This is a genomic window from Nonomuraea sp. NPDC049421 (genome assembly GCF_040677005.1).
In the GTDB taxonomy this organism is placed as follows: domain Bacteria; phylum Actinomycetota; class Actinomycetes; order Streptosporangiales; family Streptosporangiaceae; genus Nonomuraea; species Nonomuraea salmonea.
Genome location: NZ_JBFAQA010000040.1, coordinates 40,216 through 65,658, shown reverse-complemented (window position 1 = coordinate 65,658; position 25,443 = coordinate 40,216). Strand labels below are relative to the sequence as shown.

25 protein-coding genes are annotated in these 25,443 nt (G+C 71.8%); 15 read left to right on the top strand and 10 right to left on the bottom strand.

From position 1 onward, the window contains the following. Positions 1–177: 177 nt before the first annotated feature. Together AB0K18_RS44520 and AB0K18_RS44515 are read right to left on the bottom strand one after the other, a co-directional pair. Positions 178–849, bottom strand: coding sequence for a hypothetical protein (locus tag AB0K18_RS44520; protein WP_364927401.1), 672 nt, complete (start codon positions 847–849; stop codon positions 178–180). Then, positions 846–1,568, bottom strand: a complete 723-nt coding sequence (locus tag AB0K18_RS44515; protein WP_364927398.1) for an ATP-binding cassette domain-containing protein — start codon at positions 1,566–1,568, stop codon at positions 846–848. Before AB0K18_RS44515 ends, AB0K18_RS44520 begins: the two co-directional genes overlap by 4 nt. Before the next feature lie 88 nt (positions 1,569–1,656). On the opposite strand from AB0K18_RS44515, the gene AB0K18_RS44510 reads away from it, so the two are divergent. Then, a complete protein-coding gene (locus AB0K18_RS44510; protein ID WP_364927395.1) occupies positions 1,657–2,205 on the top strand; it encodes a DivIVA domain-containing protein in 549 nt (182 codons plus the stop codon). Here the strand turns inward: AB0K18_RS44510 and AB0K18_RS44505 are convergent. After that, positions 2,202–2,867 (bottom strand): HAD family hydrolase, encoded by a 666-nt coding sequence (locus AB0K18_RS44505; protein WP_364927392.1) that lies wholly within the window; start codon positions 2,865–2,867, stop codon positions 2,202–2,204. The genes AB0K18_RS44510 and AB0K18_RS44505 overlap by 4 nt on opposite strands. A 19-nt stretch (positions 2,868–2,886) precedes the next feature. Between AB0K18_RS44505 and AB0K18_RS44500 the strand changes: the two genes are divergently transcribed. Then, on the top strand, positions 2,887–3,369 hold the full coding sequence (locus AB0K18_RS44500; RefSeq protein WP_364927389.1) for a GNAT family N-acetyltransferase: 483 nt from the start codon (positions 2,887–2,889) through the stop codon (positions 3,367–3,369). Between the two features lie 7 nt (positions 3,370–3,376). Here AB0K18_RS44500 and AB0K18_RS44495 read toward each other — a convergent pair whose 3' ends face one another. From AB0K18_RS44495 to iolC, 5 genes are all read right to left on the bottom strand, one after another. Next, positions 3,377–4,585 carry an AI-2E family transporter gene (locus AB0K18_RS44495; RefSeq protein ID WP_364927386.1) on the bottom strand — a complete coding sequence of 403 codons (1,209 nt, stop codon included), beginning with the start codon at positions 4,583–4,585 and terminating at the stop codon, positions 3,377–3,379. A 63-nt stretch (positions 4,586–4,648) separates the two neighbouring features. Further along, positions 4,649–6,496 carry a 3D-(3,5/4)-trihydroxycyclohexane-1,2-dione acylhydrolase (decyclizing) gene (iolD, locus tag AB0K18_RS44490; RefSeq protein ID WP_364927384.1) on the bottom strand — a complete coding sequence of 616 codons (1,848 nt, stop codon included), beginning with the start codon at positions 6,494–6,496 and terminating at the stop codon, positions 4,649–4,651. After that, positions 6,493–7,332, bottom strand: a complete 840-nt coding sequence (gene iolB / locus AB0K18_RS44485) for a 5-deoxy-glucuronate isomerase (protein WP_364927380.1) — start codon at positions 7,330–7,332, stop codon at positions 6,493–6,495. Before iolB ends, iolD begins: the two co-directional genes overlap by 4 nt. After that, positions 7,329–8,159 (bottom strand): deoxyribose-phosphate aldolase, encoded by an 831-nt coding sequence (locus AB0K18_RS44480; RefSeq protein WP_364383047.1) that lies wholly within the window; start codon positions 8,157–8,159, stop codon positions 7,329–7,331. The genes iolB and AB0K18_RS44480 overlap by 4 nt, the downstream gene beginning before the upstream one ends. Positions 8,160–8,230: 71 nt before the next feature. Next, on the bottom strand, positions 8,231–9,169 hold the full coding sequence (gene iolC, locus AB0K18_RS44475; protein WP_364927377.1) for a 5-dehydro-2-deoxygluconokinase: 939 nt from the start codon (positions 9,167–9,169) through the stop codon (positions 8,231–8,233). 264 nt (positions 9,170–9,433) lie between these two features. Here iolC and AB0K18_RS44470 point away from each other — a divergent pair, with 264 nt between their 5' ends. Genes AB0K18_RS44470 through AB0K18_RS44425 form a run of 10 tightly spaced genes read left to right on the top strand, consistent with a single transcriptional unit; the run spans position 9,434 to position 20,174 of the window. After that, the gene (locus AB0K18_RS44470; protein ID WP_364927374.1) at positions 9,434–10,828 is read left to right on the top strand and encodes an extracellular solute-binding protein; all 1,395 of its coding nucleotides are present in this window, start codon (positions 9,434–9,436) and stop codon (positions 10,826–10,828) included. Further along, positions 10,803–11,729, top strand: a complete 927-nt coding sequence (locus AB0K18_RS44465) for a sugar ABC transporter permease (RefSeq protein ID WP_364927371.1) — start codon at positions 10,803–10,805, stop codon at positions 11,727–11,729. Before AB0K18_RS44470 ends, AB0K18_RS44465 begins: the two co-directional genes overlap by 26 nt. Further along, entirely contained in the window at positions 11,726–12,544 is an 819-nt protein-coding gene (locus AB0K18_RS44460) for a carbohydrate ABC transporter permease (RefSeq protein WP_345398048.1), read from the top strand. The genes AB0K18_RS44465 and AB0K18_RS44460 overlap by 4 nt, the downstream gene beginning before the upstream one ends. Continuing rightward, positions 12,544–13,608: an ABC transporter ATP-binding protein gene (locus AB0K18_RS44455; RefSeq protein ID WP_345398051.1), complete on the top strand. Its 1,065-nt coding sequence runs from the start codon at positions 12,544–12,546 to the stop codon at positions 13,606–13,608. The genes AB0K18_RS44460 and AB0K18_RS44455 overlap by 1 nt, the downstream gene beginning before the upstream one ends. Beyond that, positions 13,605–14,798: a CehA/McbA family metallohydrolase gene (locus AB0K18_RS44450; protein ID WP_364927367.1), complete on the top strand. Its 1,194-nt coding sequence runs from the start codon at positions 13,605–13,607 to the stop codon at positions 14,796–14,798. The genes AB0K18_RS44455 and AB0K18_RS44450 overlap by 4 nt, the downstream gene beginning before the upstream one ends. Beyond that, positions 14,789–15,682 carry a TIM barrel protein gene (locus tag AB0K18_RS44445; protein ID WP_364927365.1) on the top strand — a complete coding sequence of 298 codons (894 nt, stop codon included), beginning with the start codon at positions 14,789–14,791 and terminating at the stop codon, positions 15,680–15,682. The genes AB0K18_RS44450 and AB0K18_RS44445 overlap by 10 nt, the downstream gene beginning before the upstream one ends. Then, positions 15,679–16,758, top strand: a complete 1,080-nt coding sequence (locus AB0K18_RS44440; RefSeq protein WP_364927362.1) for a Gfo/Idh/MocA family oxidoreductase — start codon at positions 15,679–15,681, stop codon at positions 16,756–16,758. The genes AB0K18_RS44445 and AB0K18_RS44440 overlap by 4 nt, the downstream gene beginning before the upstream one ends. Continuing rightward, the gene (locus AB0K18_RS44435; RefSeq protein WP_364927360.1) at positions 16,755–19,484 is read left to right on the top strand and encodes a glycoside hydrolase family 38 C-terminal domain-containing protein; all 2,730 of its coding nucleotides are present in this window, start codon (positions 16,755–16,757) and stop codon (positions 19,482–19,484) included. The genes AB0K18_RS44440 and AB0K18_RS44435 overlap by 4 nt, the downstream gene beginning before the upstream one ends. Positions 19,485–19,487: 3 nt before the next feature. After that, the gene (locus AB0K18_RS44430; protein ID WP_364927358.1) at positions 19,488–19,934 is read left to right on the top strand and encodes a hypothetical protein; all 447 of its coding nucleotides are present in this window, start codon (positions 19,488–19,490) and stop codon (positions 19,932–19,934) included. A gap of 12 nt (positions 19,935–19,946) precedes the next feature. Beyond that, complete coding sequence (locus AB0K18_RS44425; protein ID WP_364927355.1) at positions 19,947–20,174, top strand: hypothetical protein; 228 nt, start codon at positions 19,947–19,949, stop codon at positions 20,172–20,174. Between the two features lie 2 nt (positions 20,175–20,176). Here the strand turns inward: AB0K18_RS44425 and AB0K18_RS44420 are convergent, their stop codons facing one another. Then, on the bottom strand, positions 20,177–21,670 hold the full coding sequence (locus AB0K18_RS44420; RefSeq protein WP_364927353.1) for a PucR family transcriptional regulator ligand-binding domain-containing protein: 1,494 nt from the start codon (positions 21,668–21,670) through the stop codon (positions 20,177–20,179). Between the two features lie 70 nt (positions 21,671–21,740). On the opposite strand from AB0K18_RS44420, the gene speB reads away from it, so the two are divergent. The 3 genes from speB to AB0K18_RS44405 are packed head-to-tail and all read left to right on the top strand — an operon-like array spanning position 21,741 to position 24,831. Continuing rightward, complete coding sequence (speB, locus tag AB0K18_RS44415) at positions 21,741–22,679, top strand: agmatinase (RefSeq protein WP_364927350.1); 939 nt, start codon at positions 21,741–21,743, stop codon at positions 22,677–22,679. Next, positions 22,676–24,187 (top strand): cytosine permease, encoded by a 1,512-nt coding sequence (locus tag AB0K18_RS44410; protein ID WP_364927348.1) that lies wholly within the window; start codon positions 22,676–22,678, stop codon positions 24,185–24,187. Before speB ends, AB0K18_RS44410 begins: the two co-directional genes overlap by 4 nt. Beyond that, positions 24,187–24,831, top strand: a complete 645-nt coding sequence (locus tag AB0K18_RS44405; RefSeq protein ID WP_364927345.1) for a cyclase family protein — start codon at positions 24,187–24,189, stop codon at positions 24,829–24,831. Before AB0K18_RS44410 ends, AB0K18_RS44405 begins: the two co-directional genes overlap by 1 nt. Here the strand turns inward: AB0K18_RS44405 and AB0K18_RS44400 are convergent. Continuing rightward, positions 24,828–25,319 (bottom strand): Lrp/AsnC family transcriptional regulator, encoded by a 492-nt coding sequence (locus AB0K18_RS44400; protein ID WP_355422752.1) that lies wholly within the window; start codon positions 25,317–25,319, stop codon positions 24,828–24,830. The two genes, AB0K18_RS44405 and AB0K18_RS44400, sit on opposite strands and share 4 nt — an antisense overlap. Between the last annotated feature and the right edge of the window lie 124 nt (positions 25,320–25,443).

Here is a 25,443-nt window from a genome sequence, read left to right as displayed (position 1 = left end):
CAGCCCCGCACAGAAACCCGGCCCCGCACAGAAACCAGACGGCGCGGGAAAGCGCCGCGCGGGTCCGTGCGGGGTGGGGCCTGGTCGATCGGTCGAGGTTACGTGCGGGTGCGGTGGCGCCAGGTGTAGGCGGTCAGGGCGAGGGCGCACCTGGCCAGGGGGATCGCGCGTTCGAGGTTATGTGCGGGTGCGGCGGAGCCAGGTGTAGGCGGTCAGAGCGAGGGCGCACCACGCCAGGGAGATGGCGCCCAGCTCCGGCAGGCGGGTCACCAGGTCGCCGGCGTTCGCGGCCTTCATCCAGCCGATCAGCGGCACGGTGAGCCAGGCCGGCGCGGTGGCGCTGAGCAGGAGCATGGCCAGGTAACCGAGCACCAGGGCCATGATCGAGATGGCCGGTGAGGGGAGCACGGCCCTGCTGGTGAGGGCGCCCAGGGCAGTGCCGGTGAGGGCCGACACTCCGTACAGGAGTGCTGCCGCCGCCAGCACCCCCGACGAGGGGCGCTCTGTGACGCCGAGCAGGAGGGCCCAGAGCAGGCCGAGTGCCGCGAACACCGCACACGCCGCGAACGCCGCCAGCAGTCCGGCGGCCACCTCCTTGCCGCGCCCGCCCACCTGGACGGCCGACATCTCCCGCTGCCGGTCGGGCTCGGTGTCGAGCAGGCTGCGGGCCGCCCATGCGAGCACGGGGATCAGCAGCACGGCCCCGTCGGCCAGGACCGAGGCCTCCTCGCCACGAGGGGCCCGGCTGCCGTGCAGGATCGCCAGCATGGCCAGGGTGAGCAGCAGCGCCTGGTAGACCCGGTGCGAGCGGACGTACCCGGCCACGCGGTAGACGGCCAGCGCGATCATGGGCTCTCCTCGATCCTGCGGGCCGCGTAGCCGTCCTCGCGCATCCTGGCCAGGAAGCCCGGCACCTCCTCGGCGGGCAGGGTGACCTCCACGGTGGCGTGGGCGCGTACGGCGGCGGGGGCGATCGTGCCCTCCTTGAGGTGGCCGTCCACCATGGCCCACTGCCGCAGGCCGGGCAGGTCGCGCAGGCCGCCCTGGTGGTCGGAGGCGATGACGATGCCGCCCCGCCCGGCCACTTCGGCCGCGATCGCGGGCAGCGCCGCCCGCGTGTCGGCGTCGAGGCCGGCGAACGGCTCGTCCAGGATCAGCAGCCCCGGCTCGGCCATCAGCGCCTGCGCCAGGCCCACCTTGTGGGCGCTGCCCTTCGACAGGTCGCCGAGCGCGGTGTCGAGGAGCTGGCCCATGTTGAGGCGCTCGGCCCAGGGCTCCCAGCGGGCGCCGCCGCGGACGCGGGACATGTGCCGCAGGTACGCGGTCACCGTGAACGGCTGCCCGGTGGGGAACCGGTCGGGGGCGAAGCCGACGACCGCCGGACGTTCGGTGATCGCACCCGTAGTGGGCTTCGCGAGCCCGGCGAGCAGGCGCAGCAGGGTGGACTTGCCGGCCCCGTTGGCGCCGGTCAGCTCGATCACGTCACCCGGCGCGAGACGTGTGTCGGCCTCTTCGATGACGAGAGGGTCACGTCTTCGATATCGGAAGGAGACTCTGGACAGCCGCATGATCCTGTAACCGTATATGTCGGGTCGCAGGGCCGGGATAAAGGTCCGACAATGGAGACACCCCAGCACATCTCAAGAGGAGTGAGGCTTGAACCGCTTTCCACGCGTCATGGGCATGCGTTCAGGCTATGACCCCGTCGAGGTCGACGCTCTGATCGGGCGGATCGAGTCGACCCTGGGCCGGGGCTCCCACCTCCTGGAGCCCGTCACCGCCGACGAGGTGCGCAGCGCGACGTTCCGCGCCGTACGCGGCGGCTACCAGGAGACCGCGGTGGACTTCGCGCTGGAGGCGTTCGTGGTGGCGCTGGAGACGCAGGCCAAGCGGCCCGTCCGGCTCGCCATGGCCGAACCGACCGGCGACATGCTGCGTGAGGAGTGGTTCGAGACGCAGGCCGCCCGCGTCGAACGGGTCGGCTTCCGCTCGGGCCGCATGGGCACCGGCTACAACGAGGACGAGGTGGACGCCTTCCTCGACCGCATCGTGGCCACGCTGCGCGGCACGACCGACTACCCGGTGACGGCCAAGGAGGTGCGGACGGCGAAGTTCTCGACCGTGTTGTTCAGGGCCGGTTATCTGATCGCGGACGTCGACTCGTTCCTCGCGGGCATCGCCGACGTCCTCGATCAGCGTTCCTAGCGGGCCGCCTCGTCGTACGCGGCCTCGACGGCGGCGCGCAGGCCGTGCAGGTCGGGTTGGACGCGCTGGATCACCGACGGGTCCTCCGGCTCATGGCCGAGCCGGTTGATCCACACGCGCGGCAGGCCGAGCCGGTGCGCGGGCACCTGGTCGTGGAAGTAGCTCTGGGCCACGTGCACCCATGCCTCCGGCTCGTACGCGCTCCTGAACACCTCGAAGTGCGCGAGCTCCGGCTTGTACGCCCCCGCCTCCTCCGCCGTCACCACCGCCTCGAACGGCACCGGCAGCCGCCGCAGCGCACCGGCCACCAGGTCACGGTCGCAGTTGGTGAGCAGCGCGAGCCGCCAGCCCGCCGCGCGCAGCTCCGCCAGGCCGGCCGCGACGTCGGGGAACGGCGGCCAGTACGGGATCGTCTCGCCCAGGATCGAGGCGTCGTCGGGGACCAGGTCCACCTTCTCCTCGGCGCACGCCCTGCGCAGCGTCTCGGCCAGCACGTCCCGGTAGCGCAGCACCGGCTTCGTGGTCTGCACCTCGGGCTCGTGCCGCGTGTACGCCTCCAGCAGCCGCTCGCCTTGCCCCGGGGCCACCAGTTCGGTGCCGGTGCGGATGCCGTGCCGCCAGTCGATCAAAGTGCCGTAACAGTCGAAAGTCACCCATCGCATACGTCACATAATGGGGGCCATGGCGATATCCGTGCGTCCCATCGGTCCTGAGGACGAGCGTGTCGTGGCCCGCGTGCTCACCGACGGCTGGGCAGGAACCACCGTGATGGCGCTGGGCAGCGGCGAGCTGATCGACGCCGCCGCGCTGCCCGGCTTCGTCGCCGAGCTGGACGGGGAGGTGGCGGGGGTGCTCACGTACGCCGACCGCGGCGGCTCGCTGGAGGTCATCACCATCAACGCCGTCGTGCCGGGCAAGGGGGTCGGGGCGGCGCTGCTCGACACCGTACGGGCGGTGGCGGTCGCGCAGGGGCTGTCCAGGCTCACCTTGATCACCACGAACGACAACACCCACGCGCTGCGCTTCTACCAGCGCTACGGGTTCGACCTGGTCGCGCTGCACCGGAACGCGGTGGACCGGGCGCGCGACCTGAAGCCGGACATCCCGGCCGAGTCGGACGGGATCCCGATCCGGCACGAGCTGGAGCTCGAACTCCTCCTCTGAGCGGCCCTCACGAGCACTCGGTGACCGGCCGCAGCCTGCCCGGCCCCTGACCGCCGGTGCCAGGGCTCGGGGGCTCCTGGCCGGGCGGAGGTGTGCCGAGCGGTCCTCCGTGCGGGCCGGCAGGCCGCGGAGGCGGGCCGGTCGGGCCGGTCGGGCCGGGGCCGAGCGGTCCGGTCGGGCCGTGGCCCGGAGGGGCTTGGCCGGGAGGGGCTTGGCCGGGAGGGCCGGGTTCTTCGGCGGCGCGGGCGCGGTGCAGCAAGGCGACGATGACCGAGGTCACCGGCGCGGCCAGGAACGCGCCCGCGATCCCGGCCACCACGCTGCCCACCGCGATCGCCACCAGGATCACCGCGCCGGGCAGGTCGAGCGCCTTGCCGTAGATCTGCGGCGCCAGCACGTGCCCTTCGAGCTGCTGCACGGCCACGGTCACGGCGACCACGATGAGCGCGACCAGCCACCCCTTGGCGACGAGCGCGACCACGGCGGCCAGCAGCCCGGCGACGAACGCCCCCACCACCGGCAGGAACGCCCCCGCGAACGTCAGCACCGCCAGCGGCAGCGCCACCGGCACGCCGAGGATCCACAGCGCGACGCCGATGAAGAACCCGTCGACCAGCCCCACGATGGCGACGCCCCTGATGTAGCGGCCGATGACGGTGAAGATGAGCGCCCCTGTCTCGGCCAGCTTGGGCCGGGCGGCGGCGGGCGCGAGGGCGGTCAGCCAGTGGAAGAGCCGGTCACCGGAGTGCACGAAGTAGACGGACAGGATGACGGCCAGCACCGCGCCGACCACGATCTCGCCCGCCGTCCTGACCCCGGCCAGCGCCCCGGTGGTGATCTGCCGGTTGCGCGAGGACAGGTAGTCGCGCGCCTGCGCGAGCAGCTGCCGGTCGTCGAACCCCAGCCGGACCGCCAGCCGGTGCAGGTCGTCGAGCACCTTGCCGACGCTCGCGCTCAGCTCCGTCAGGCTGGCCACGGTGGGCGGCACCAGCAGCGCGAACAGCGCACCGGCCACCACCAGCCCGCCGGTGAAGACGACGGCGGTGGCCAGGGCCGGCCCGGCGCCGCGCGACCTGAGCCAGCGGGCAGGCGGCACCAGCAGCGCCGTCAGGAAGACCCCGATGACGATGGACAGCGCCACCGTACGCAGGTGATGGAGACAGAACAGCACCACCGCGACGACCGCGATCCACCCGAGCAGCCGCCACGGCCTCATCCTCTTGCCCCCCGATCGTGCCTGGTCAGAGGAGTTCCCCAGGCCGATCGGGGGCAATCATGGCTAGGCGGGCGGCGCCAGGTGAGCGTGCTGGGAGCGCTTGCCGGCCGCGTACTCCTCCTTGGCCGTCCGCGTGGCGTCAGTGGTGGCGACCTGCGCCACGGGCACGTCCCACCACGCCTCGGACGAGGGCACGTCGTCGGCCAGGCGGTCGGTGGGCACGTAGATGACCGTGGTCTCGCTCGCCGACCGGGCCGTGTCGAGCGCCTTGCGCAGGTCGGCGACCGATTCGGGGCGCAGCACGGTCGCGCCGAGGCTGGCCGCGTTGGCGGCGAGGTCGACGGGCAGCGGGCCGCCGTCGCCTGCCTGGTAGGCGGTGCCGAGGCGTTCGGCGCCGACGCTCTCCGACAGCCGCCCGATGGAGGCGAAGCCGGAGTTGTCGACCAGCACCACGATGAGCTTGACGCCGTCGGCGACGGCGGTGACGAGCTCCTGGGCCATCATCAGGTAGGAGCCGTCGCCCACCAGCACGAACACCTCGCGCTCCGGCACGGCCCGCTTGATGCCGAGCCCGCCGGCGATCTCGTAGCCCATGCAGGAGTAGCCGTACTCGACGTGGTAGCTGCCCGGGCCGCTGGGCCGCCAGAGCTTGTGCAGGTCGCCGGGCATCGACCCGGCCGCGCACACCACCACGCCGTCGTCGCCGGCCGCCGCGTTGACCGCCCCGATCAGCGCGGCCTGCGAGATCGGGGTGCGCTCCACCGCGTACGCGGCGTCCACGGCGGCGGCCCAGGCCCGGTTGAGCTCGGCGGTGCGCTCGCGGTAGGCGTCAGGCGTGCTCCAGCCGGCGACCGCCTCGGACAGGTCGGTCAGCCCCTCGCGGGCGTCGGCGACGAGCTGCAGCCCGGACAGCTTGGCCGCGTCGAAGCCGGTGACGTTGACGTTCACGAAGCGTGCGTCGGGCGCGAAGATCGTGCGGGAGGCGGTGGTGAAGTCGCTGTAGCGGGTGCCGACGCCGATGATCACGTCGGCCTCGCGGGCCAGCGCGTTGGCGGCCGTGGTGCCCGTGGCGCCGACCGCGCCGACGGCGAGCGGATGCCCGTACGGCAGCGCGCCCTTGCCGGCCTGCGTCTCGGCCACCGGCACGCCGTGCGCCTCGGCGAACGCGCGCAGGGCGCCGGTGGCCTCGCCGTATATGGCGCCGCCGCCGGCCACGATGAGCGGGCGCTCGGCCGACCGGAGCAGCTCGGCGGCGCGGGCCAGCGCCGCGCGCTCCGGCCTGGGCCGTGGGATGTGCCAGACGCGACGGGCGAACAGCTCCTCCGGCCAGTCGTACGCCTCGGCCTGGACGTCCTGCGGCAGCGCCAGCGTCACCGCGCCGGTCTCGGCCGGGTCGGTGAGCACCCGCATGGCGGCGAGCAGCGCGGACGGCAGCTGCTCCGGCCGGTTGATGCGGTCCCAGAACCGGGAGACGGGCTTGAGGCAGTCGTTGACCGAGATGTCGAAGGACCGCTGGTCCTCCAGCTCCTGCAGCACCGGGCTGGCGACCCGGGTGGAGAAGATGTCGCCGGGCAGCAGCAGCACGGGCAGCCGGTTGATGGTGGCGCCCGCCGCGCCGGTGATCATGTTGGTGGCGCCGGGGCCGATCGAGGCGGTGCACACCAGCGTGGACAGGCGGTTGCTCGCGCGGGCGTAGGCGGCGGCCGTGTGGACCATCGCCTGCTCGTTGCGGCTGAGGTAGTAGGGCAGCTCGTCGTCTGAGGTGGCGAGCGCCTGGCCGACGCCGGCCACGTTGCCGTGGCCGAAGATGCCGACGACGCCGCCGAAGAACCGGCGTTCGACGCCGTCGCGCTCGCTCCACTGCTGCGCCAGGAAGCGGACGACGGCCTGCGCGACGGTCAACCGGATCATGACGTCCTCCCGAACGGCAGTCTGGGGTCGATGTCCTGGCCCGCCCAGGAGGAGCGGATCCAGGCGTGGCGCGGGTCGTCGCAGAACGCCATCGACCGCTGCTCCATGGGGCCCGCCAGGACGTTGAGATAGTAGAGGTCGTAGCCGGGCGCGGCCATGGAGGGGCCGTGGTAGCCGTACGGGATGAGCACCACGTCACCCGAGGCCACCTCGGCGAGCGTGTCGATGTGGCCCCGCTCGGAGGAGTAGACGCGCTGGTAGCCGAGGCCCTCGCCGGCGACCTCGAAGTAGTAGATCTCCTCCAGCACCGCCTCGCCCGGGTTGGGCGTGTCGTGTTTGTGCGGCGGATAGGAGGACCAGTTGCCGCCGGGCGTGAGCACCTCGACGGCCATGAGCTTGTCGCACTCGAACGCGTCAGGCGCGCAGAAGTTGTTGACCTGGCGGCTGGCCTGGCCGGCCCCCCTGATCTCGACGGGCACCTCGGAGGCGGGCACGTAGCGCGGCTCGAACCTGCGGGTGGCGCGCGCCGAGGGCAGCGCGACGCGGCCGGCGCCGGTCAGCGTCACCTCGGTGCCGATCGGCACGTACGCGAAGTCCGACGGCCCGTCGAAGACGGAGGCCCGCCCGGCCAGCTCGAACCTCCGCCCAGGGATCGTGACCGTGCACGAGCCGGCCAGCGGCAGGACGAGCAGCTCCTCATCGCCGGTCTCGAACGTGACCGGGCTCTCGCCCAGGTCCGTCACCCGCAGCCCGGAGTACGTCCAGCCGGCCAAGGACGGGGTGACCTCCACCGTCCAGGGGTCGCGGGCGGCTTTGCCGTGAGGAAGGTAGGTCATGCGCGAACCTCTCGCACCAGGGCCGCGGCACCGTCGACCGCGGCCGCCACGTCGTCGTCCGGGGGATAGAGCAGGGCGCGCCCGACGACCAGGCCGCGCACGCCCGGCAGGCTCAGGGCGCGGTGCCAGTCGGCGTAGGCGGCGTCGATGTCGGGCGGGTCGCCGCCGAGGAGCAGCGCGGGCAGCGTGGTGGCGGCCATGACGCGTTCCATCTCGGCCACGGCGGGGATCTTCAGCCAGGTGTAGGCGGAGGTCACGCCGAGCGCCTGGGCGATGCTGATGGCCTTGATCACCGCGTCGGGCGACAGGTCGTTGCGTACGACGCCCGATTCGTTACGGCCCGACCAGAACGGCTCCACCATCGCCACCAGTCGCCGCCTTGCCAGGTCGCTGACCGCCCGCGCGCACGACTCCAGCGTGGCGACGGTGGCGGGGTCGGACGGGTCGATGCGGCAGAGCATCTTGCCGCCGTCGAGCCGCATGGCGTCGATGGAGTCGGCGTCGAAGCCGGTGAAGCGGTCGTCGAGCTCGAACGCCGAGCCCGCCAGGCCGCCCCTGTTCATGGAGCCGAAGGCGAGCTTGCCTTCAAGGGCGCCGAGCAGCAGCAGGTCTTCCAGGACGTCGGGGGAGGCCAGGATGCCGTCCACGCCGGGCCTGGCCAGTGCCACGCGCAGCCGGTCGAGCAGGTCGACGCGGCTGGCCATGGCGAGCGGCCGGTCGCGGACGGCGAGCGCGCCCCTCGCCGGGTGGTCGGCGGCGATGATGAGCAGCCGCTCGCCCTCGCCGGGCAGGCCGCGCCGCTCCCTGCGGGCCGCGGCGGCGGCGATCTCGCCGGGGCTGGTGGCGCGGATGTGGGTGAGCCGCCCGTAGTCGGCCGCCTTGGGCAGCGTGATGTCGCTCACGAGCGGGCCCCGTTCAGCAGGTCGTCCACCTCGGACGTGGTGGGCATGGCGTCGGCGCAGGCCAGGCGGGCGGCCACGAAGGCGCCCGCGGCGTTGGCGAAGCGCAGCGTGCGTTCGAGCGGCCAGCCGCGCAGCAGGCCGAGGCAGACGGCGCCGCCGAACGCGTCTCCCGCGCCGATGCCGTTGACGACCTCGACCTTCATCGGCTCGACCAGCGCGCTCTCCTCAGCGGTGCGCGCGAACACGCCTTCGGGGCCCATCTTCACGATCGCGACGCGTACGCCGGCGTCGAGCAGCGCCTGCGCGGCGGCCTCGGGGTCACGGACGCCGACCGCGACCTCCACCTCCTCCTGGTTGCCCACGGCCACGTTCGCGTGCGGCAGCGCGCGCCGCGCGGCCTCGTGGGCGGCCTCGCGCGACTCCCACAGGCTCGCCCGGTAGTCGAGGTCGAAGACGGTCCAGCCGGAGGTGCGCGTCTCGAGCGCGGCGGCGTGGGCGGCGGCGCTCGGCTCCTTGCTGAGCCCGGTCAGCGAGAACCAGAACAGCGGGGTGCCGGCGATCGCGCCGAGGTCGAGCATGGACGGCTCGATGCGCAGGTCCGGCGGATGCTCGCCGCGGTAGAAGTAGATGGGGAAGTGGTCGGGCGGGAAGATCTCGCAGAACGTCACGGGGGTGGGTGCGCCCTCGATGGTGCTGACGAAGGCGTCGTCCACGCCGAAGCCGCGGATCGCCCGGCGTACGTAGTCGCCGAACGGGTCGGCGCCCACTCCGGTGATCACGGCGGGGCGCAGCCCGTGGCGAGCGGCGGCGACGGCCACGTTGGTGGGGCTGCCGCCGAGGAACTTGCCGAAGGTCTCGACGTCGGCCAGGCCGACCCCGGTCTGCAGCGGGTAGACGTCGACGCCGCAGCGGCCGATCGTGATCAGGTCGTACAACAGCACCTCCAGGGACGGAGCTTACCCTCGACACTATGGCATATTGTCATGACATTCGGATGTCCGCTATGTTGCGCTGTGTGCCCCGTCCGAAACCCCCGTCGCTCACCTCTGCGGGCGCCGGGTCGTGAAGATCGCTCCTGCCTGGGAAAAGGCGCAGCATGTGGGCACTTCCTTGATCATGGCCAGGTCTTTACGTCATCTGAATGTCATGACATATTGGCCCATGGCTGCCTCCCTTTATGGACACGTCGGAGGGTTTGCATGGCATTGCGGAAACGGTCATTGGGTGTGGTCGCGGTCATCACCGCGGCCGGTCTGGGGCTCGCCGCGTGCGGCCAGTCCTCCGGCGGCGGCGAAGGCGGTGACGCGATCGAACTGACGATCACCCAGAACGCCATCGCGGGCGGCAAGAACGCCGCCGCCGCGCAGCACATCGCCGACTGGGTGATCCCGAAGTTCGAGGCGGCCCAGAAGGCGAAGGGCAAGAACGTCACGGTCAAGTTCGTACCCAGCGGCGTCGACGACGAGCAGTACAAGACCAAGCTCTCGCTCGACCTCAAGTCTGGCAAGGGCGCGGACGTCATCGACATCGACGGCATCTGGGCCGGCGAGTTCGCCGAGGCCGGCTACCTCAAGCCGCTGTCGGAGCTGGTCGGCCCCGAGGCCGACAACTGGGACGGCTGGGGCCAGATCCCCGAGGCCGTGCAGGGCATGACCGAGTTCAACGGCAAGAAGTACGCGCTGCCCGTCGGCACCGACGGCCGCGTCCTCTACTTCAACAAGAACCTCTTCGCCAAGGCCGGGCTGCCCGCCGACTGGCAGCCGACGACCTGGCAGGAGATCCTCGACGCCGGCGCCAAGCTCAAGGGCTCGGGCGTGCCCGTGCCGATCCAGATCAACGCCGGCACCGCCATGGGCGAAGCCACCTCCATGCAGGGCGTGCTGCCGCTGCTGGCCGGCGCGGGCGGCGAGGTGCAGCAGGACGGCAAGTGGACCGGCGCGTCCCAGCCGCTCAAGGACGCCCTCGGCCTCTACCAGAAGATCTACGGCGGCGGCCTCGGCGACCCCAAGCTCCAGCAGGAGGCCAAGGGCCGCGACAAGTCGTTCCAGCAGTTCGCCGACGGCAAGATCGGCATCCTGATGGAGGGCGACTACTTCTGGCGCGGCGTGGTCAACCCCAAGACCGGCGTCGCCAAGATGGCCGACCGCGACCAGGTCGTCGGCTACGCGATGATCCCCGCCATCGAGCCCGGCAAGGGCATCCGCGGCCAGGACTTCGTCAGCATGTCCGGCGGCGCGCTGCGCACGGTCAACCCCAACAGCAAGCACCCCAAGGAGGCGTTCGAGCTGGCCGCCTTCACCCTCTCCCCTGAGGCGCTGAAGGAGGAGACCAAGGACGGCAACGTGCGCATCACCCCGCGCTCGGACGTCAACAAGGAGATCCTGGCCGGAGAGCCACTGCTGACGTACATCTCGGAGAAGGTGCTCCCGGTGACGGCCTACCGCCCGCCGGTCGCCGTCTACCCGCAGGTGTCGGTGGCGCTGCAGGAGGCCACCGCGGCGGTCGCCGGCGGCACCCCGCCCGACCAGGCCGCGGCCGACTACCAGAAGAAGCTTGAGGGAATCGTCGGTGGCGCAGGCAACATCGCCTCCTGAAGTAGCGACCGAGAGCGGCAAGGCCCGCTACAGCTCGGACGCGGCGGGCCTGGGCAAGGCCAGGGCCGGGGTCTTCATGGCCCCAGCCCTGCTGCTCATCGCGGTCTTCCTCGTCTTCCCCGCGCTGTGGGTGCTCTATCTCGGCCTGACCAACTACCGCCTGACCGGGATCGCCGCCGCCGATCCGCAGTTCGTCGGGCTGGACAACCTCCTCGACGCGATCGCGAACCCGACGTTCTGGAGCTCGACCTGGCTCACCGTCGAGTTCGTGCTGGGCTCGGCGGTCATCGGGCAGGTCGGGCTCGGCTTCACCATCGCCTGGCTGCTGCGCGACAAACGCGGCCCGCTCAAGCGGGTCGTCGAGGGCCTGGTCATCCTGGCCTGGATCCTGCCCAGCGCCATCGTGGCGTTCCTGTGGGTGGCGCTGCTCGACCGCGACGGCGGCACGCTCAACGCGCTGCTCGGCATGCCCGGCATGGCCTGGCTGCTAGACCACCCGATGCTGTCGATCATCGTGTTCAACACCTGGCGCGGCACCGCGTTCTCGATGATGTTGTACGGCGCCGCCCTCGGCAACGTGCCGCCCTCCCACCTGGAGAGCGCCCGCCTGGCCGGCGCCTCCGGCTGGCAGCAGCTCAGGGACGTCGTCTTCCCCCACATCAGGGGCCACATCCTGACGAACCTGCTGCTCATCAGCCTGTGGACGTTCAACGACTTCAGCCCGTTCCTGCTCACCGCCGGCGGCCCCGACGGCAAGTCCGAGGTGCTCGCCGTGCACGTCTACAAGGTGGCCCTGCAGGGCGGCGAACTGGGCTACGGCGCCGCCGTCTCCACGATCATCCTGCTCATCAACCTGGTCGTGGCGGTGTTCTACCTGCGGCTGCTCAGGAGCAAGAAATGACGCGATTCGTCCTGGGCCGCATCGGGTTCTACACGCTGATCGCCGTGCTGCTGGCGTTCTTCACGATCCCGCTGCTGTGGCTGGTCACCGCGCCCTTCACCTCCGACCCCACCTACGAGGTACGGCTGCCCGACTTCACCTGGGACAACTTCCAGGCCGTCATCGAGCACCCGTACGCGCTGCCGTCGCTGTGGAACTCGGTCGTGCTGTCGGTCGGCACCGCCGCGCTGGTCGTGATCTTCTCGGCGCTGGCCGCGTACGCGCTCAGCCGGGTGCGGCTGCCCGGCCGCGACGCCCTGCTGTACGCCCTGCTCCTGCTGTCGTCGATCATCACCGGCACGGCGGCCATGGTGCCGTTGTTCCAGCTCGCGGTGGAGCTGAACCTCATCGACTCGCAGATGGGGCTCATCCTCATCCTGACCGGCGGCCTGCTGCCCGCGGCGATCTTCATGCTCAAGGACTTCATGGACTCGACGCCGAAGTCGTACGAGGAGTCGGCCCGCGTCTTCGGCGCCACGCCGCTGCAGATCGTCCGGCACGTCGTGGTGCCCCTCGTCCGTCCCGGGCTCGCGACCATCGCCGTGTGGGCCGTGGCCAACGTGTGGGGGAACTTCCTCATGCCGTACCTGCTGCTCAGCGACGTGGAGAAGCAGCCGGCGGCGGTGATCACGTACACGCTGTACACCGAGGGCGGGCAGGCCAACCTCAGCATGCTGTCCACGTTCGGGCTGCTCTACTCGATCCCGGTGGTCCTCATGTACCTGTTCGTCAGCAAGAAGTACGGCTTCCGCTTCCACGGAGGGATCAAGCGTTAATGGCCGCCATCGAACTACGCGGGCTGACCAAGGTCTACCCGGGCGGGGTGACAGCGCTCGACGCGCTCGACCTGGCCATCCCCGACGGCGAGTTCTTCGCCCTGCTCGGTCCCTCCGGCTGCGGAAAGACCACGCTGCTGCGCACGATCGCCGGCCTGGAGACCGCCACCGGCGGCGCCGTCGTCATCGGTGAGCGCGACGTGACGGGCGTGCAGCCGGGCGGCCGCGACGTGGCCATGGTGTTCCAGGACTACGCGCTGTTCCCGCACATGGACGTCACCGACAACATCGCCTACCCGCTGCGCATCAAGAAGGTCGCCAAGAACACCCGCCGCGACAAGGCCGCCGAGGTCGGCGCGCGGCTCGGCCTGGAGCACCTGATGGACCGGCGGCCGGGCCAGCTCTCGGGCGGGCAGCAGCAGCGCGTCGCGCTGGCCAGGGTGATGGCCACGCAGGCGCAGGCGTTCCTGTTCGACGAGCCGCTGTCCAACCTCGACGCGCGGCTGCGCCTGGAGGCCAGGACGTTCCTCAAGAAGCTGCAGCGCGAGCTGGGCGTCACCACCGTCTTCGTCACCCACGACCAGGCCGAGGCGCTGGCCATGGCCGACCGGATGGCCGTCATGGAGGCCGGGCACATCCGGCAGATCGGCACGCCGTCGGAGGTGTTCCAGCGGCCGGCCAACACGTTCGTCGCCGCGTTCATCGGGTCCACGCCGATGAACCTGCTCGACGGCACCGTACGAGGTGACACGCTGGACGTGGCAGGCTGCAAGGTCGCGGTCCCCGACTCGGCCGAGGGGCTGCTGTCCGACGGGGAGAAGATCGTGTACGGCGTACGTCCGGAATACCTCGCCTACTCCGCCGCGCCCGCCGACGGGGCGTTCGGCGGGAAGGTGGCCATCGTCGAGAACCTGGGCGCCTCCCACCTGGTGACCCTCGACGTCAACGACGTGAACGTGCAGGCCGTGGTGCCCGAGGGCAGCGAGCCCGCCGTCGGCGACGACGGCTTCGCCGTGCCCCGCCGCGACCGCGCGCTCGTCTACCGGAACGGAGAACTCGTTTGACCACCGGCCACTGGTCGCTGGACGACCGCCTGGAGCGGATTCTGCGCGAAGTGCCGTTCGAGGTGCCGCCCGGCACCGCCGCCGTGCACGTGAAGCTGTCCTACGACAGGTCGCAGGGCGTGCTCGACCTCGGCTGCGGCGCGCCGGACGGGTTCCGCGGCTGGTCGGGCGGCGCGCGCGACGAGTACACGATCACCCGCGACTGGGCCACCCCCGGCTACCTGCCGGGCGAGCCGGAGCCCGGCACCTGGAACGTGTGGCTGCGGCTGCACCGCATCCCGCCGCAGGGCCTCGACTACACGCTCGACATCACCTGCGAGCGCGTCGCCCCGCCGGAGCCCGTCGTGGCCGAGCCGCCGCACGGCGAGCGCCCGCCCCGCAGGGACATACCCGACGTCGGCGGCCTGCGCTGGTTCGCCGGCGACTTCCACGCCCACACCGTGCACAGCGACGGCAGCCTGACCATCGCCGAGCTGGCCGAGCTGGCCCACGGGCGCGGCCTCGACTTCCTCGCTGTCACCGACCACAACACGGTCAGCCACCACCCCTGGCTCGGCAAGATCGACCGGGGCATCCACCTGCTGCCCGGCCAGGAGGTCACCACCGACCGGGGCCACGCGAACGTGTTCGGCGACGTCGGCTGGGTGGACTTCCGCCGGCCCGTCGACTCCTGGCACGACCACGCCGACCGCGCCGGCGGCGTGATGTCGATCAACCATCCGCTCGGCGGCGACTGCGCCTGGCTGCAACCCATCGAGCGCCGTCCCCGCGTCGCCGAGGTGTGGCACTCCGGCTGGTGGGACCGCCGCTGGGGCGCGCCACTCGCCTGGGCCGACGCCTGGCGCGACGACGTCATCGTGATCGGCGGCAGCGACTTCCACAAGCACGGCTCCGACGGCCTGCCCGGCGCGCCCACGACCTGGGTGCTCGCCGAAGGCGCCGCCCCCGGCACGGACACGGTGCTGGACGCCGTCAAGGCCGGGCGCACCGCCGTCTCGGCGGGCCCCGACGCGCCGCTCCTGCTGCGCCTCGGCGACGAACTGCTCGCGCTGGACGCCGGCGGCCTGGTCCTGGTCCGCCCCGACGGCACCCGCCAGGTCGTCCGCGGCGAGCGCGCCCTGCTGCCGGCCATCGACGGGCCGCACCGGCTGGAAACCCACGAGAACGAGGTGATCGCACTATGCGCGTGAGGAAAGTCGCGAACGCCCCCGTCAGCTTCGGCGTGTTCGAGCTGAGCGACGCCCCGCCGCCGCTGACCGCCGACGAGATGGTCCGCGCCCTGGCCGACGCCGGCTACGAGGGCATCGACTCAGGGCCGATCGGCTACCTCGGCACCGGCTCCGAGCTGGCCGAGCGGCTGTCCGGCGCCGGGCTGCTGCTCGCGGGCGGCTGGGTGGACCTGCGCTACCACGACGCCGAGGCGTTCGAGCAGGACCTGGCCGGGCTGGACAGCGCGCTCGACTTCTTCGCCGCCGCCCCCGCCGGCGACCTGCCGCCCCGGCCCACGCTGGCCGCGCCCGGCACGCCCGAGCGGTTCGCGCGGCCCGGCGGGAACGCTCCCGGCCTGCCAGCCGCCGACTGGCTGGCCTACGCCGCCCGCATCCAGCAGGCCACCGACCGGTGCCGCGAGCGCGGCTTCGAGCCCGCCTACCACCACCACCTCGGCACGTACGTCGAGACGCCCGACGACGTCGAGCGGCTGCTGGAGCTGACCGACGTCGAGCTCTGCCTGGACACCGGCCACCTGCTGCTGGCCGGCGGAGACCCGGTCGAATGCCTGCGCAAATGGGCGAGCCGGGTCACCCACGTGCACATCAAGGACGGCGACACCGCGATCCTCGCCCAGGCCCTGGCCGACGGCGTGGACCTGCGCGAGCTGATGGGCCGCGGCGGCTTCGCCCTCCTCGGCGAGGGCGAGCTCGACCTGCCCGCCGTCATCCGCACGCTCGACGAGATCGACTACTCCGGCTGGGTCATCGTCGAGCAGGACACCCTGCCGGGGCGGCGCAGCGTCGCCCAGAACATCGCCGACCAGGCGGCCAACCGCCAGAAGCTGAAGGACTTGGGACTGTGAGAATCGCGCTGGTGGGTTGCGGCGCCGTCACCCAGGCGGTCTACGTGCCGCTGCTGTCGCGCCGCCGCGACCTGTTCGAGGTGGTCGCCGTCTGCGACCTGTCGCGGACGCTGGCCGACGCCGTCGGCGACCGGCTGGGCGCGGGCAAGCGCTACACGGCGGTCGCCGACATGCTGGCCGACGGCGGGTTCGAGGCCGTCGTCGTGCTCGCGTCCGGCTCCCACGGCGAGACCGTGCGGCAGGCGCTGTCCGCCGGCTACGCCGTGCTCTGCGAGAAGCCGCTAGCCCTGACCAGGGCCGAGGTGGCGGCGCTGCCCGAAGGGCGGCTCATGGTCGGCTACATGAAGCAGTACGACCCCGCCGTGCGCCGCGCCGAGAAGCTGCTCGCCGAGCTGGGCGGGCCCGCCGCCATCAGGGCGGTCGAGGTGACCGTGCTGCACCCGAGCGGGGAGTCGCAGCTCGCCTTCGCCAACCTCACCCAGGCCCGCGACGTGGACCCCGGGCTGCTGGCCTCGCTGCGGGCCGCCGAGGACGAGCTGGTCTCCCAGGCGCTGGGCGCCGACGCCCCGAAGGACGTACGCGATCTGTACGGCGTCGCACTCGGCTCCATCTGCCACGACCTGTCGCTGCTGCGCCGCTTCACCGGCTCGCCCGCCGAGATCTCGTACGCCGAGACGTGGGGCGAGACGCCCGGCTCCATCGAGATCTCCGGCCCCCTCCCCGAGACCGGCCGGTTCTCCCTCCGCTGGCACTACCTGGAGGACTACCCGGCCTACCGCGAGACCGTCGCCATCCACCACGACAGCGGCTCACTCGAACTGGTCTTCCCCTCGCCCTACCTCATGAACGCCCCCACCACGCTCACCGTGGTCACCCCGGGCGAGAGCCGTGCGGAATGGCGCGAGGTGACTGAGGCATTCGAGGTACAGCTGGCGGCCTTCCATGCTTACGTGAACGATGGCACGCCGCCGCTCACCGACGCGGGCGGCGGGCTCGAGGACATCGTCACGGCACAGCGGATCGCGGCCCGCTACGCCGTACAGCACGGACTGCCCATTGGAGGGGAAGCAGCGTGAGCACGGAGATCGTCGTCGTACCGCACACCCACTGGGACCGGGAGTGGTACGAGCCCTTCCAGCGCTTCAGGCTGCGTCTGGTGGCGCTGCTCGACGAGGTGCTCGACACCATGGAGCGCGAGCCCGACTACCACTTCACCCTCGACGGCCAGCTCGCCTGCGTGGACGACTACCTGGAGGTGCGTCCGGAGAACCGCGACCGCATCGCCGCGCTGGTCGAGGCCGGGCGGCTGGCCGTGGGGCCGTGGCAGATCCTGCTCGACGAGTTCCTGTGCTCGGGCGAGAACATCATCCGCAACCTGGAGCTCGGCATGGACAGGGCGGACAAGCTGGGCGGCGCCATGCCGGTCGGCTACCTGCCCGACATGTTCGGCCACACCGCCCAGATGCCGCAGATCCTGCGTAAGGCCGGGCTGCTGCACGCCTGCGTCTACCGCGGCGTGCCGTCCTCCGTCACCACCGACGCCTTCGCCTGGACCGCTCCCGACGGCACCGCGATCCGCACCCAATACCTGCCCGCCGGCGGCTACGGCAACGGGGCCCACCTGTTCCACGACAGCGAGGGGCTCAAGGAGCGGGCGGCGGCGTTCGTCAGGACCATGCGCGAGTGGCACGGGCCCGAGGGGTCGCTGCTCGCGATGTACGGCACCGACCACTCCGCCCCCGTACGCGGCCTGCCCGAGATGGTGGCCGCCATCGGCGCCCGCATGGACACCCTGTCCGGCTACATCGGCGCGTACTCCGGCGACGTGGACGGCCTGCCGCAGGTGCACGGCGAGCTGCGCTCCCACGCCCGCGCCAACATCCTGCCCGGCGTCATCTCCGTGCGCGCCCACGTCAAGCAGGCCATGGGCCGCGCCGAGCGGATGGTCGAGCGTTACGCCGAGCCGCTCGCCGCGCTCTGGGGCGAGGAGTGGCCAGGACGCTTCCTCGACATGGCCTGGTGGCGGCTCGTCGACGCCAGCGGCCACGACTCCGTCACCGGCTGCGGCGTGGACGACACCGCCCAGCAGGTCGCCGCCCGCATCGCCGAGGCCGAGCACCTCGGGCAGGCCGTCCGCGACATGGTGACCGCCCGCCTCGCCGAGGCCGCGCCGTCCGACTCGGTCGTCATCGTCAACCCGACGCCCCAGACGCGCTCCGGCGTCGTGATCCTCGACGTCGAGGGCACCGATCCCATCGCCGACCCCACCGGCGAGGCCCTGCCCACCCAGCCCATCGAGTACGCCCCCACGCTCCTGCTCGACCAGGAGATGGACCCGGCCGTCGCGCTCAGCTTCGTGCACGGCACCGAGCTGTACGGCCAGCACATCACCGACTGGAAGGTCGACGACGACACCCTGACCTTCACCGTGGCGCGCGAGACGTCCGTCGTCTTCGACGTGGACGACCTGCGGGCCGCCATCGACGGCGTCACCCACGTCCGCATCGAGGCCGAGCAGCGCCGCACCGTCGCCGCGCTCGTCACCGCGCCGCCGCTCGGCCACACCACCGTCAGGCCCGCCCCGCGCGACGAGGTCTACGACCCCGACGCGCCGCAACCGCTGCCCAGCGAGCACCACCCGTCGTGCTGGCTGCGCTCCGACGACGCCCCGCTGCCCGTCCGCGGCGACGCCCAGGTCCTCGACAACGGCCTGGTGCGCGTCACCATCGCCGAGGACGGCCTGCTCGACATCGTCGGCGACAACGGCACCAGGATCACCGGCGCCGGCCGCATCGTGGACGGCGGCGACGTCGGCGACACCTACAACTACGCGCCGCCGCGCGCCGACCTCGTCGTCTCCCAGCCGGTGAGCGTCGAGACCGAGATGATCCTCAGCGGGCCGATCGTCGCCGCCGTGGACGTCCGCCGCACCTACCGCTGGCCCGCCGCCGCCGAGGCGATCGAAGGCATCCCCGAGGTGCCCGCACTCAACCGGCGCGCGGAGATGGAGGAGATCGTCGTCACCATGCGGGTCGAGCTGCGCGCGGGCGAGCCGTTCGTCCGGCTGCGCGTCTCGTTCGACAATCGCTGCGACGACCATCGCGTACGCTTCCACGTTCCGCTGCCCACGCCCGCCTCCGAGTCGTACGCGGAGGGGCAGTTCGCGGTCGTCACCCGGCCTCTGACCTCCGAGGGCGGCTGCGGCGAGACCCCGCTGCCCACTTTCCCCGCCTCCTCCTGGGTCGCCGCGGGCGGCGTGGCCGCGCTCCTTGAGCACGTCACCGAGTACGAGGTGAACGACGACGAGCTGGCGCTCACCCTGCTGCGCTCGGTCGGCTACCTCTCCCGCAACCGCAACACCCTGCGCCCCGAACCGGCCGGTCCTCAGCTGCCCACTCCCGCGGCGCAGTCACGGGGGCTGCGGACGGTGAACCTGGCGCTCATGCCGTACCTCGGGTCGTGGGAGAAGGTCGTCCCCCACGCGGAGGCGTTCCGTCACGACCTGCTCGTGGTGCCAGGACTCGGCGACCGCTCCCTGCCCATGCCGCAGCCCGTCCCCGGTCTGTCGGTGACGGGCGACGGGGTCGTCATGACCTCGCTCCGCGACCGCGACGGCTGGCTGGAGCTCCGCGTCGTCGCCATGACCCCCGACCCCACGGAAGCGGTCATCTCCACTGTCCAGGAGGCCCGCCACACCGACCTCAGAGGCCGCCCCGGCGCTCCGCTGCAGGTCACCGACGGCACCGTCCGCCTTCCCCTGTCTCCTTGGGAGATCGCGACCATCCAGTTCCGTAAACTCTGAGTAATGGCTCGAATGCTGACCCCGGCGTATGCCGGGGTCGGCGTCATCGTCGAGACGCAGCGCGACCAGGACGATGACAAGCTCTATGCGTGGCTGGAGTACATCGCCAACTTCCGGGCGCGTGAGCGATGCCCGGCCTGCCTGGTCGTCATCTGCCCGATCAGGAAGGCGGCCCGGTGGGCCGCCCGCGAGATCTACACCGGCCACCCGGGGCTGATCCTCAAGGCGCTCATCATCCACGCGGGCAACACCCCGGTCATCACCGACCTCGCCCAGGCCACCGAGAACATCGGCCTGGCCCTCATCTCCGCGATCACACAGAGCGAACACCCGAAGTTCGCCACGATCTTCGCCGTCCTGCAACAGGCGCTGGATCACATCGATACGAAGCAGGCGTCGCGGTACGCTCGTTATGTCAATCTGTCACTGCTGGGTGACGCACAGGAGTAGTGGAACCGAGGCATGAGCACGATGACGTATCCGTACCAGGGCGAGTACGCGGAGGGCCTCCTCGCCGAGGGCAAGGTCCAGGATAGGGCCGAGGCCGTTCTCGAAGTGCTCGAGATTCGGGGGCTCGTGGTGCCCGAGTGGGTGCGCGGGCGCATCACCTCCTGCCGGGACCTCGATATCCTGCGCGAGTGGCACTTCAGGGCGATCACCGTCGAGTCGGCTGAGGACGTCTTCGGGTGAGGTCAGGGGCCGAGGAGGCCCAGGTGGCGGGCGGCGCGGATGGCCAGCCAGACCTCTGCGAAGGCGCTGGTCGACGTGAGGTCGCGGTCCGTCAGGTCCGCGAAGCGGCGGAGGCGGTAGGACAAGGTGTTGGGGTGGATGTGGAGGGCGGACGCGGCGTCCTCCACGTGCCGGTTGCGTTCCATCCACACCCGTACGGACGTCAGCAGCCGTGACGAGTGGGCCTCGTCGTAGGCGAGCACCGGCCCCAGCACGTGGTCGACCAGGGCCGACAGGGTGGCGGGGTCGTCGGGGAGCCAGCGGCCCGTGGTGTCGTCGCCGTAGTGGACCAACGGCTTGCCGGATTCGGCGGCGTTGGCGGCGGCCCAGACGGCTTCCCGTTGGGCGACCCGCAAAGATGTGCCTGGTGGGAAGGGGCGGCTGAGGCCGGCGGCGACCCCGGGCACGGCGGCCACCGCCGGGCCGATCGCGGGCGGGCCCAGGACGTAGTGGTCGTCGCCTCGGCGCAGCATCAGGTGCGGGAGGTCGTCGAGTGCGCGGCGTAGCGCCTCGTCCGCTCCGCCTCGCACCCCGCCCGTGAAGCCTTCCGGGAGGTCCCGGGCCACCAGCAGGACCGTGTCGGTGTCCATGGGCAGGCCGAGGCGGGCGAGGCGGCGGCGGGCGGCGGGCGGGTCGAGGAGGTCCTGGAGCAGCTCGGCCAGGGTTTCCGCGCCCTCCCTGCGGAGGGTCTCTCGTTCGTGGCGGGCCATCGCGACCTGGAGCGCTGCGACGGTGGCGATGTGCTGGACCACGGCGAGGCCGGCGGGGCGGGCGCCCTCGCGTGCGAGGGCCACCAGGTGCCCGGCGGGGCCGCCAGGGGCGGAGACGGGCAGGACGAAGCCGCCCGGGATCGTGGGCGGCGCGTCGGGTTCGGCGGGCAGCACGTCGAGCGGTGGCACCGGGACGCCGGGCAGCAGAGGCCGGCCGCTGCGGGTGGACAGGTAGACGTCGTAGCCGGACAGGCGTTCCAGGCGTTTGAAGAGGGTGGCGGTGTCGAGGTCCTCGGCGGCGAGCCAGCGCAGCGCGCCGAAGACCTGGAGCTGGGCGCCGAGCCGGTGGCTGGCGTCCTCCTGCAGCGCCGCGGCCACCTCCTGGGCGATCGCGATGAACGGCACCGCCAGCGGTACCTCCAGCACCGGCATCCCGCGCTCCTCGGCCGCCTCGAAGAAGGCCGGGTGCAGCGGCGGCACGTGGAGCTGGGCCGACAGGGCGAGCGCGGAGACGCCGGCGTCGTCGAGCCGCCGCAGGTAGGCGCGCTGCCGGGCGGCGGCGCGCGGCAGGCCGATACCGGTGGTCATGATGACCTCGGCCCCGAGCAGCCACGGCGTGGGGTCGTCGAGCTCGCTGACGTGCGCCCACGACACGGAGCGGGACAGCCCCGCCTCCCCGGCGAGCAGGCGGAGCTGCAGGGCGGGGGAGCGCAGGAGGTCTTCGACGGTGAGCTTGTGGTCAGCCACAACACACACCGTAGTACTTCGTGGCACCTACAATTGCCGCAGGTCAGAGCCATGACGAACACTGGCGGACATGAACACAGGACCTGTCGACTCCTCCAAGGTCCCGCGCTTCGCGGGGTTCGCCACCTTCGCCCGCCTGCCCCGGCTCGACCAGGTCGAGCGGGCCGACGTGGCGGTGGTCGGCGTGCCCTTCGACACCGGCGTCTCCTACCGGCCGGGTGCCAGGTTCGGCCCCGCGGCGGTCAGGGAGGCCTCGCGGCTGCTGCGCCCGTACCATCCGGGCCTGGACGTCTCCCCGTTCGCGCGGGCGCAGGTCGCCGACGCCGGCGACATCGCGGTGAACCCGTTCGACATCGGCGCCGCCATCGAGACGATCGAGGACGCGGCAGGCGGCATGGACGCCCGGCTGGTCACGATCGGCGGCGACCACACGATCGCCCTGCCGCTGCTGCGTGCGGTGGCGCGCAGGCACGGCCCGGTGGCGCTGGTGCACTTCGACGCCCACCTCGACACCTGGGACACCTACTTCGGCGCCGAGTACACCCACGGCACCCCGTTCCGGCGGGCGGTCGAGGAGGGCCTGCTCGACACCGAGGCGCTCAGCCACGTCGGCATCCGCGGCTCCCTCTACGGCAAGAAGGACCTGGAGGACGACCGGCGGCTCGGGTTCGGCATCGTGACCGCGGCCGACGTGCTGCGGCGCGGCCTGGACGAGGTGATCGACCTGCTGCGGCAGCGCATCGGCGACCGTCCCCTGTACGTCTCGGTGGACATCGACGTGCTCGACCCGGCCCACGCCCCCGGCACCGGCACCCCGGAGGCGGGCGGGCTGACCAGCCGCGAGCTGCTGGAGATCCTGCGCGGTCTGGCGGGCCGCAACCTCGTCGGGGCCGACGTCGTGGAGGTCGCCCCGGCCTACGACCACGCGGAGATCACCTCGATCGCCGCGTCCCACGTGGCGTACGACCTGGTCAGCCTGATGGCGCTGACCGAGGAGGAGACGGGATGAGCGGCTCCATCACCGAGATCGAGACCTACGGCGTCGAGCGCATCCCCGACGCCGACCGCACCGCCCGCCCCCTCGACCTGTTCAGGGTGGCCTTCGGCGGCGCGAACACGTTCGCCACCTGCGTGCTCGGCGCCTTCCCGATCCTGTTCGGGCTGTCGTTCTGGCAGGGTCTTGCCGCGACCGTGCTGGGGCTGGTCGTGGGCGCGCTGATCCTGGCGCCGCTGTCGCTGTTCGGCCCGCTGAACGGCACCAACAACGCCGTCTCCTCATCGGCGCACCTCGGCGTGCACGGCCGGGTGGTGGGCTCGTTCCTGTCGCTGCTGACGGCGATCGCGTTCTTCTCCATCTCGGTGTGGTCGTCGGGCGACGCGCTGGTGGGCGGCGCGCACCGGCTGATGGGGCTGCCGGACACCGACCTGTCGTACGCGGTCGCGTACGCCGTCTTCGCCGTCCTGGTGCTCGTGGTCTGCGTGTACGGCTTCCGCTTCATGCTGTTCGTCAACAAGATCGCGGTGGCGGCGGCGTCGGCGCTGTTCGTGCTGGGCGTGTTCGCGTTCGCCGGCGACTTCGACCCGTCGTACGCCGGCGCGATCGGGCCGGGCGACCCGCTCTTCTGGCCGTCGTTCATCGGCGCGGCGCTGATCGTGCTGTCCAACCCGGTCTCGTTCGGCGCGTTCCTGGGCGACTGGTCGCGCTACATCCCGGCGAGCACCCCGCGCCGCAGGGTGATGGCGGCGGCGTTCCTGTCGCAGATCGCCACGATCCTGCCGTTCCTGTTCGGCCTCACCACGGCCTCGATCATCGCGACCAAGGCGGCCGAGTACGTGGACCCGGCGGCCCCGAACTACGTGGGCGGCCTGCTGGCGATCTCGCCCGGCTGGTATTTCGTCCCGGTCTGCCTCATCGCGCTGATCGGCGGCATGTCCACCGGCACGACCTCCCTCTACGGCACGGGCCTCGACTTCTCCAGCGTCTTCCCGCGCTTCTCCAGGGTGCGGGCGACGGTGTTCATCGGCACGCTGTCCATCCTGTTCATCTTCGTCGGCAGGTTCGCGGCGAACCTCACGCAGAGCATCTCCACGTTCGCCACACTGATCATCACGTGTACCGCACCCTGGATGGTGATCATGATGATCGGCTACGTGACGCGGCGCGGCTGGTACGACGCGGAGGCGCTGCAGGTGTTCAACCGGCGCCAGCACGGCGGCCGCTACTGGTTCACGCACGGCTGGAACTGGCGCGGCATGAGCGCGTGGCTGGTCTCGGCGGGGGTGGCGCTGGCGTTCGTGAACCTGCCCGGCCAGTTCGTCGGACCGCTGGGCGACCTGGCGGGCGGCGTGGACGTGTCGCTGCCGCTGGGCCTGGCGGTGGCGGCGCTGCTCTACCTGGCGCTGCTGACCGCCTTCCCCGAGCCGCGCGAGGTCTACGGCCCGCAGGGGCCGCGCCTGGTCAGAGCGGCGGACACGCCGGTGCTGCCCATCACCGCGGCCACCGAGCCGGTGGCCTGATGGCGATCGTCGATCTGTCGGTTCCGGTCGAGACCGGGATGCCCGTCTACCCCGGCGATCCCGAGGTCTCGACCGGCCCGGCGCTCACCGTGGCCCGCGACGGCGTCAACGTCCTGGGCCTGCATCTCGGCTCCCACTCCGGCACCCACGTGGACGCGCCCCGGCACATCGACGACGCGCTGCCGGCGCTGGACGAGCTGCCGCTGGAGCGGTTCTGCGGGCCGGCGGTCGTGGTGGACGTGCGCGGACTGCCGCCGCGGGCGCCGATCGGTCCTGAGCCGTTCCGGGACGTCGAGGCCGGCGTGATCGTGCTGGTCGCCACCGGCTGGTCTCAGTGGTGGGGGAGCGCCCGCTACACCGAGCACCCCTACCTGACGGAGGAGGCGGCGGCGCTGCTGGTCGAGCGCGGGGTGCGGACGGTGGGCATCGACGCGTTCAGCGTGGACCCGACGCCCGCCGCCGACTTCCCCGCGCATCGGGCGCTGCTGGGCGCGCACGCGGTCATCGCCGAGAACCTGACGGGGCTCGACCGGCTGCTCGCGGAGGCGGGCCCGATCGAGGTGTTCCTGCTGCCGCTGCGGCTGCCGGGCGCGGACGGCGCACCCGTGCGGGCCGTGGCGAGGGTGGGCCGGCGGGTCGGTTAGCGGGTGCCCCAGGAGTACGTCTGCTTGCGCAACTTGAGGTAGACGAACGACTCGGTCGCGCGCACGGAGGGGATGGCCCGGATCTTGCTGAGGATCTCCAGCAGGTGCCCGTCACCCTCGCAGACCACCTCGACGATGACGTCGAAGGAGCCCGCCGTGAGCACCACGTAGTCGATCTCGTCGATGGCCGCCAGCTCGTCGGCGACCGACTCCAGGTCGCCCTCGCAGTTGACGCCGATCATGGCCTGGCGGGGGAAACCGAGCGTGAGCGGGTCGGTGACCGCGACGATCTGCATGACCCCGGCGTCCTGCAACCGCTGGACGCGCTGCCTGACGGCCGCCTCGGACAGCCCGACCGCCTTGCCGATCGCCGCGTACGGCTTGCGCCCGTCGGCCTGGAGCTGCTCGATGATCTGCTTGGACAGGTCGTCGAGTACAACGGGCCCGGATTTGCCGTTGTTGCGGCGTACGCGCGGCGGCGTCGTCATCGAGAGGATTCCTCCTAGCGGGTCGGCGTTACGGGGGCGTTCCCGCTGGGTTGCCGTCCTGGTGCGACATGTTGTCAGTTCTTGGCGGTCTGTCAAGCGAATTCGTAGCAATTTGATATCTTCA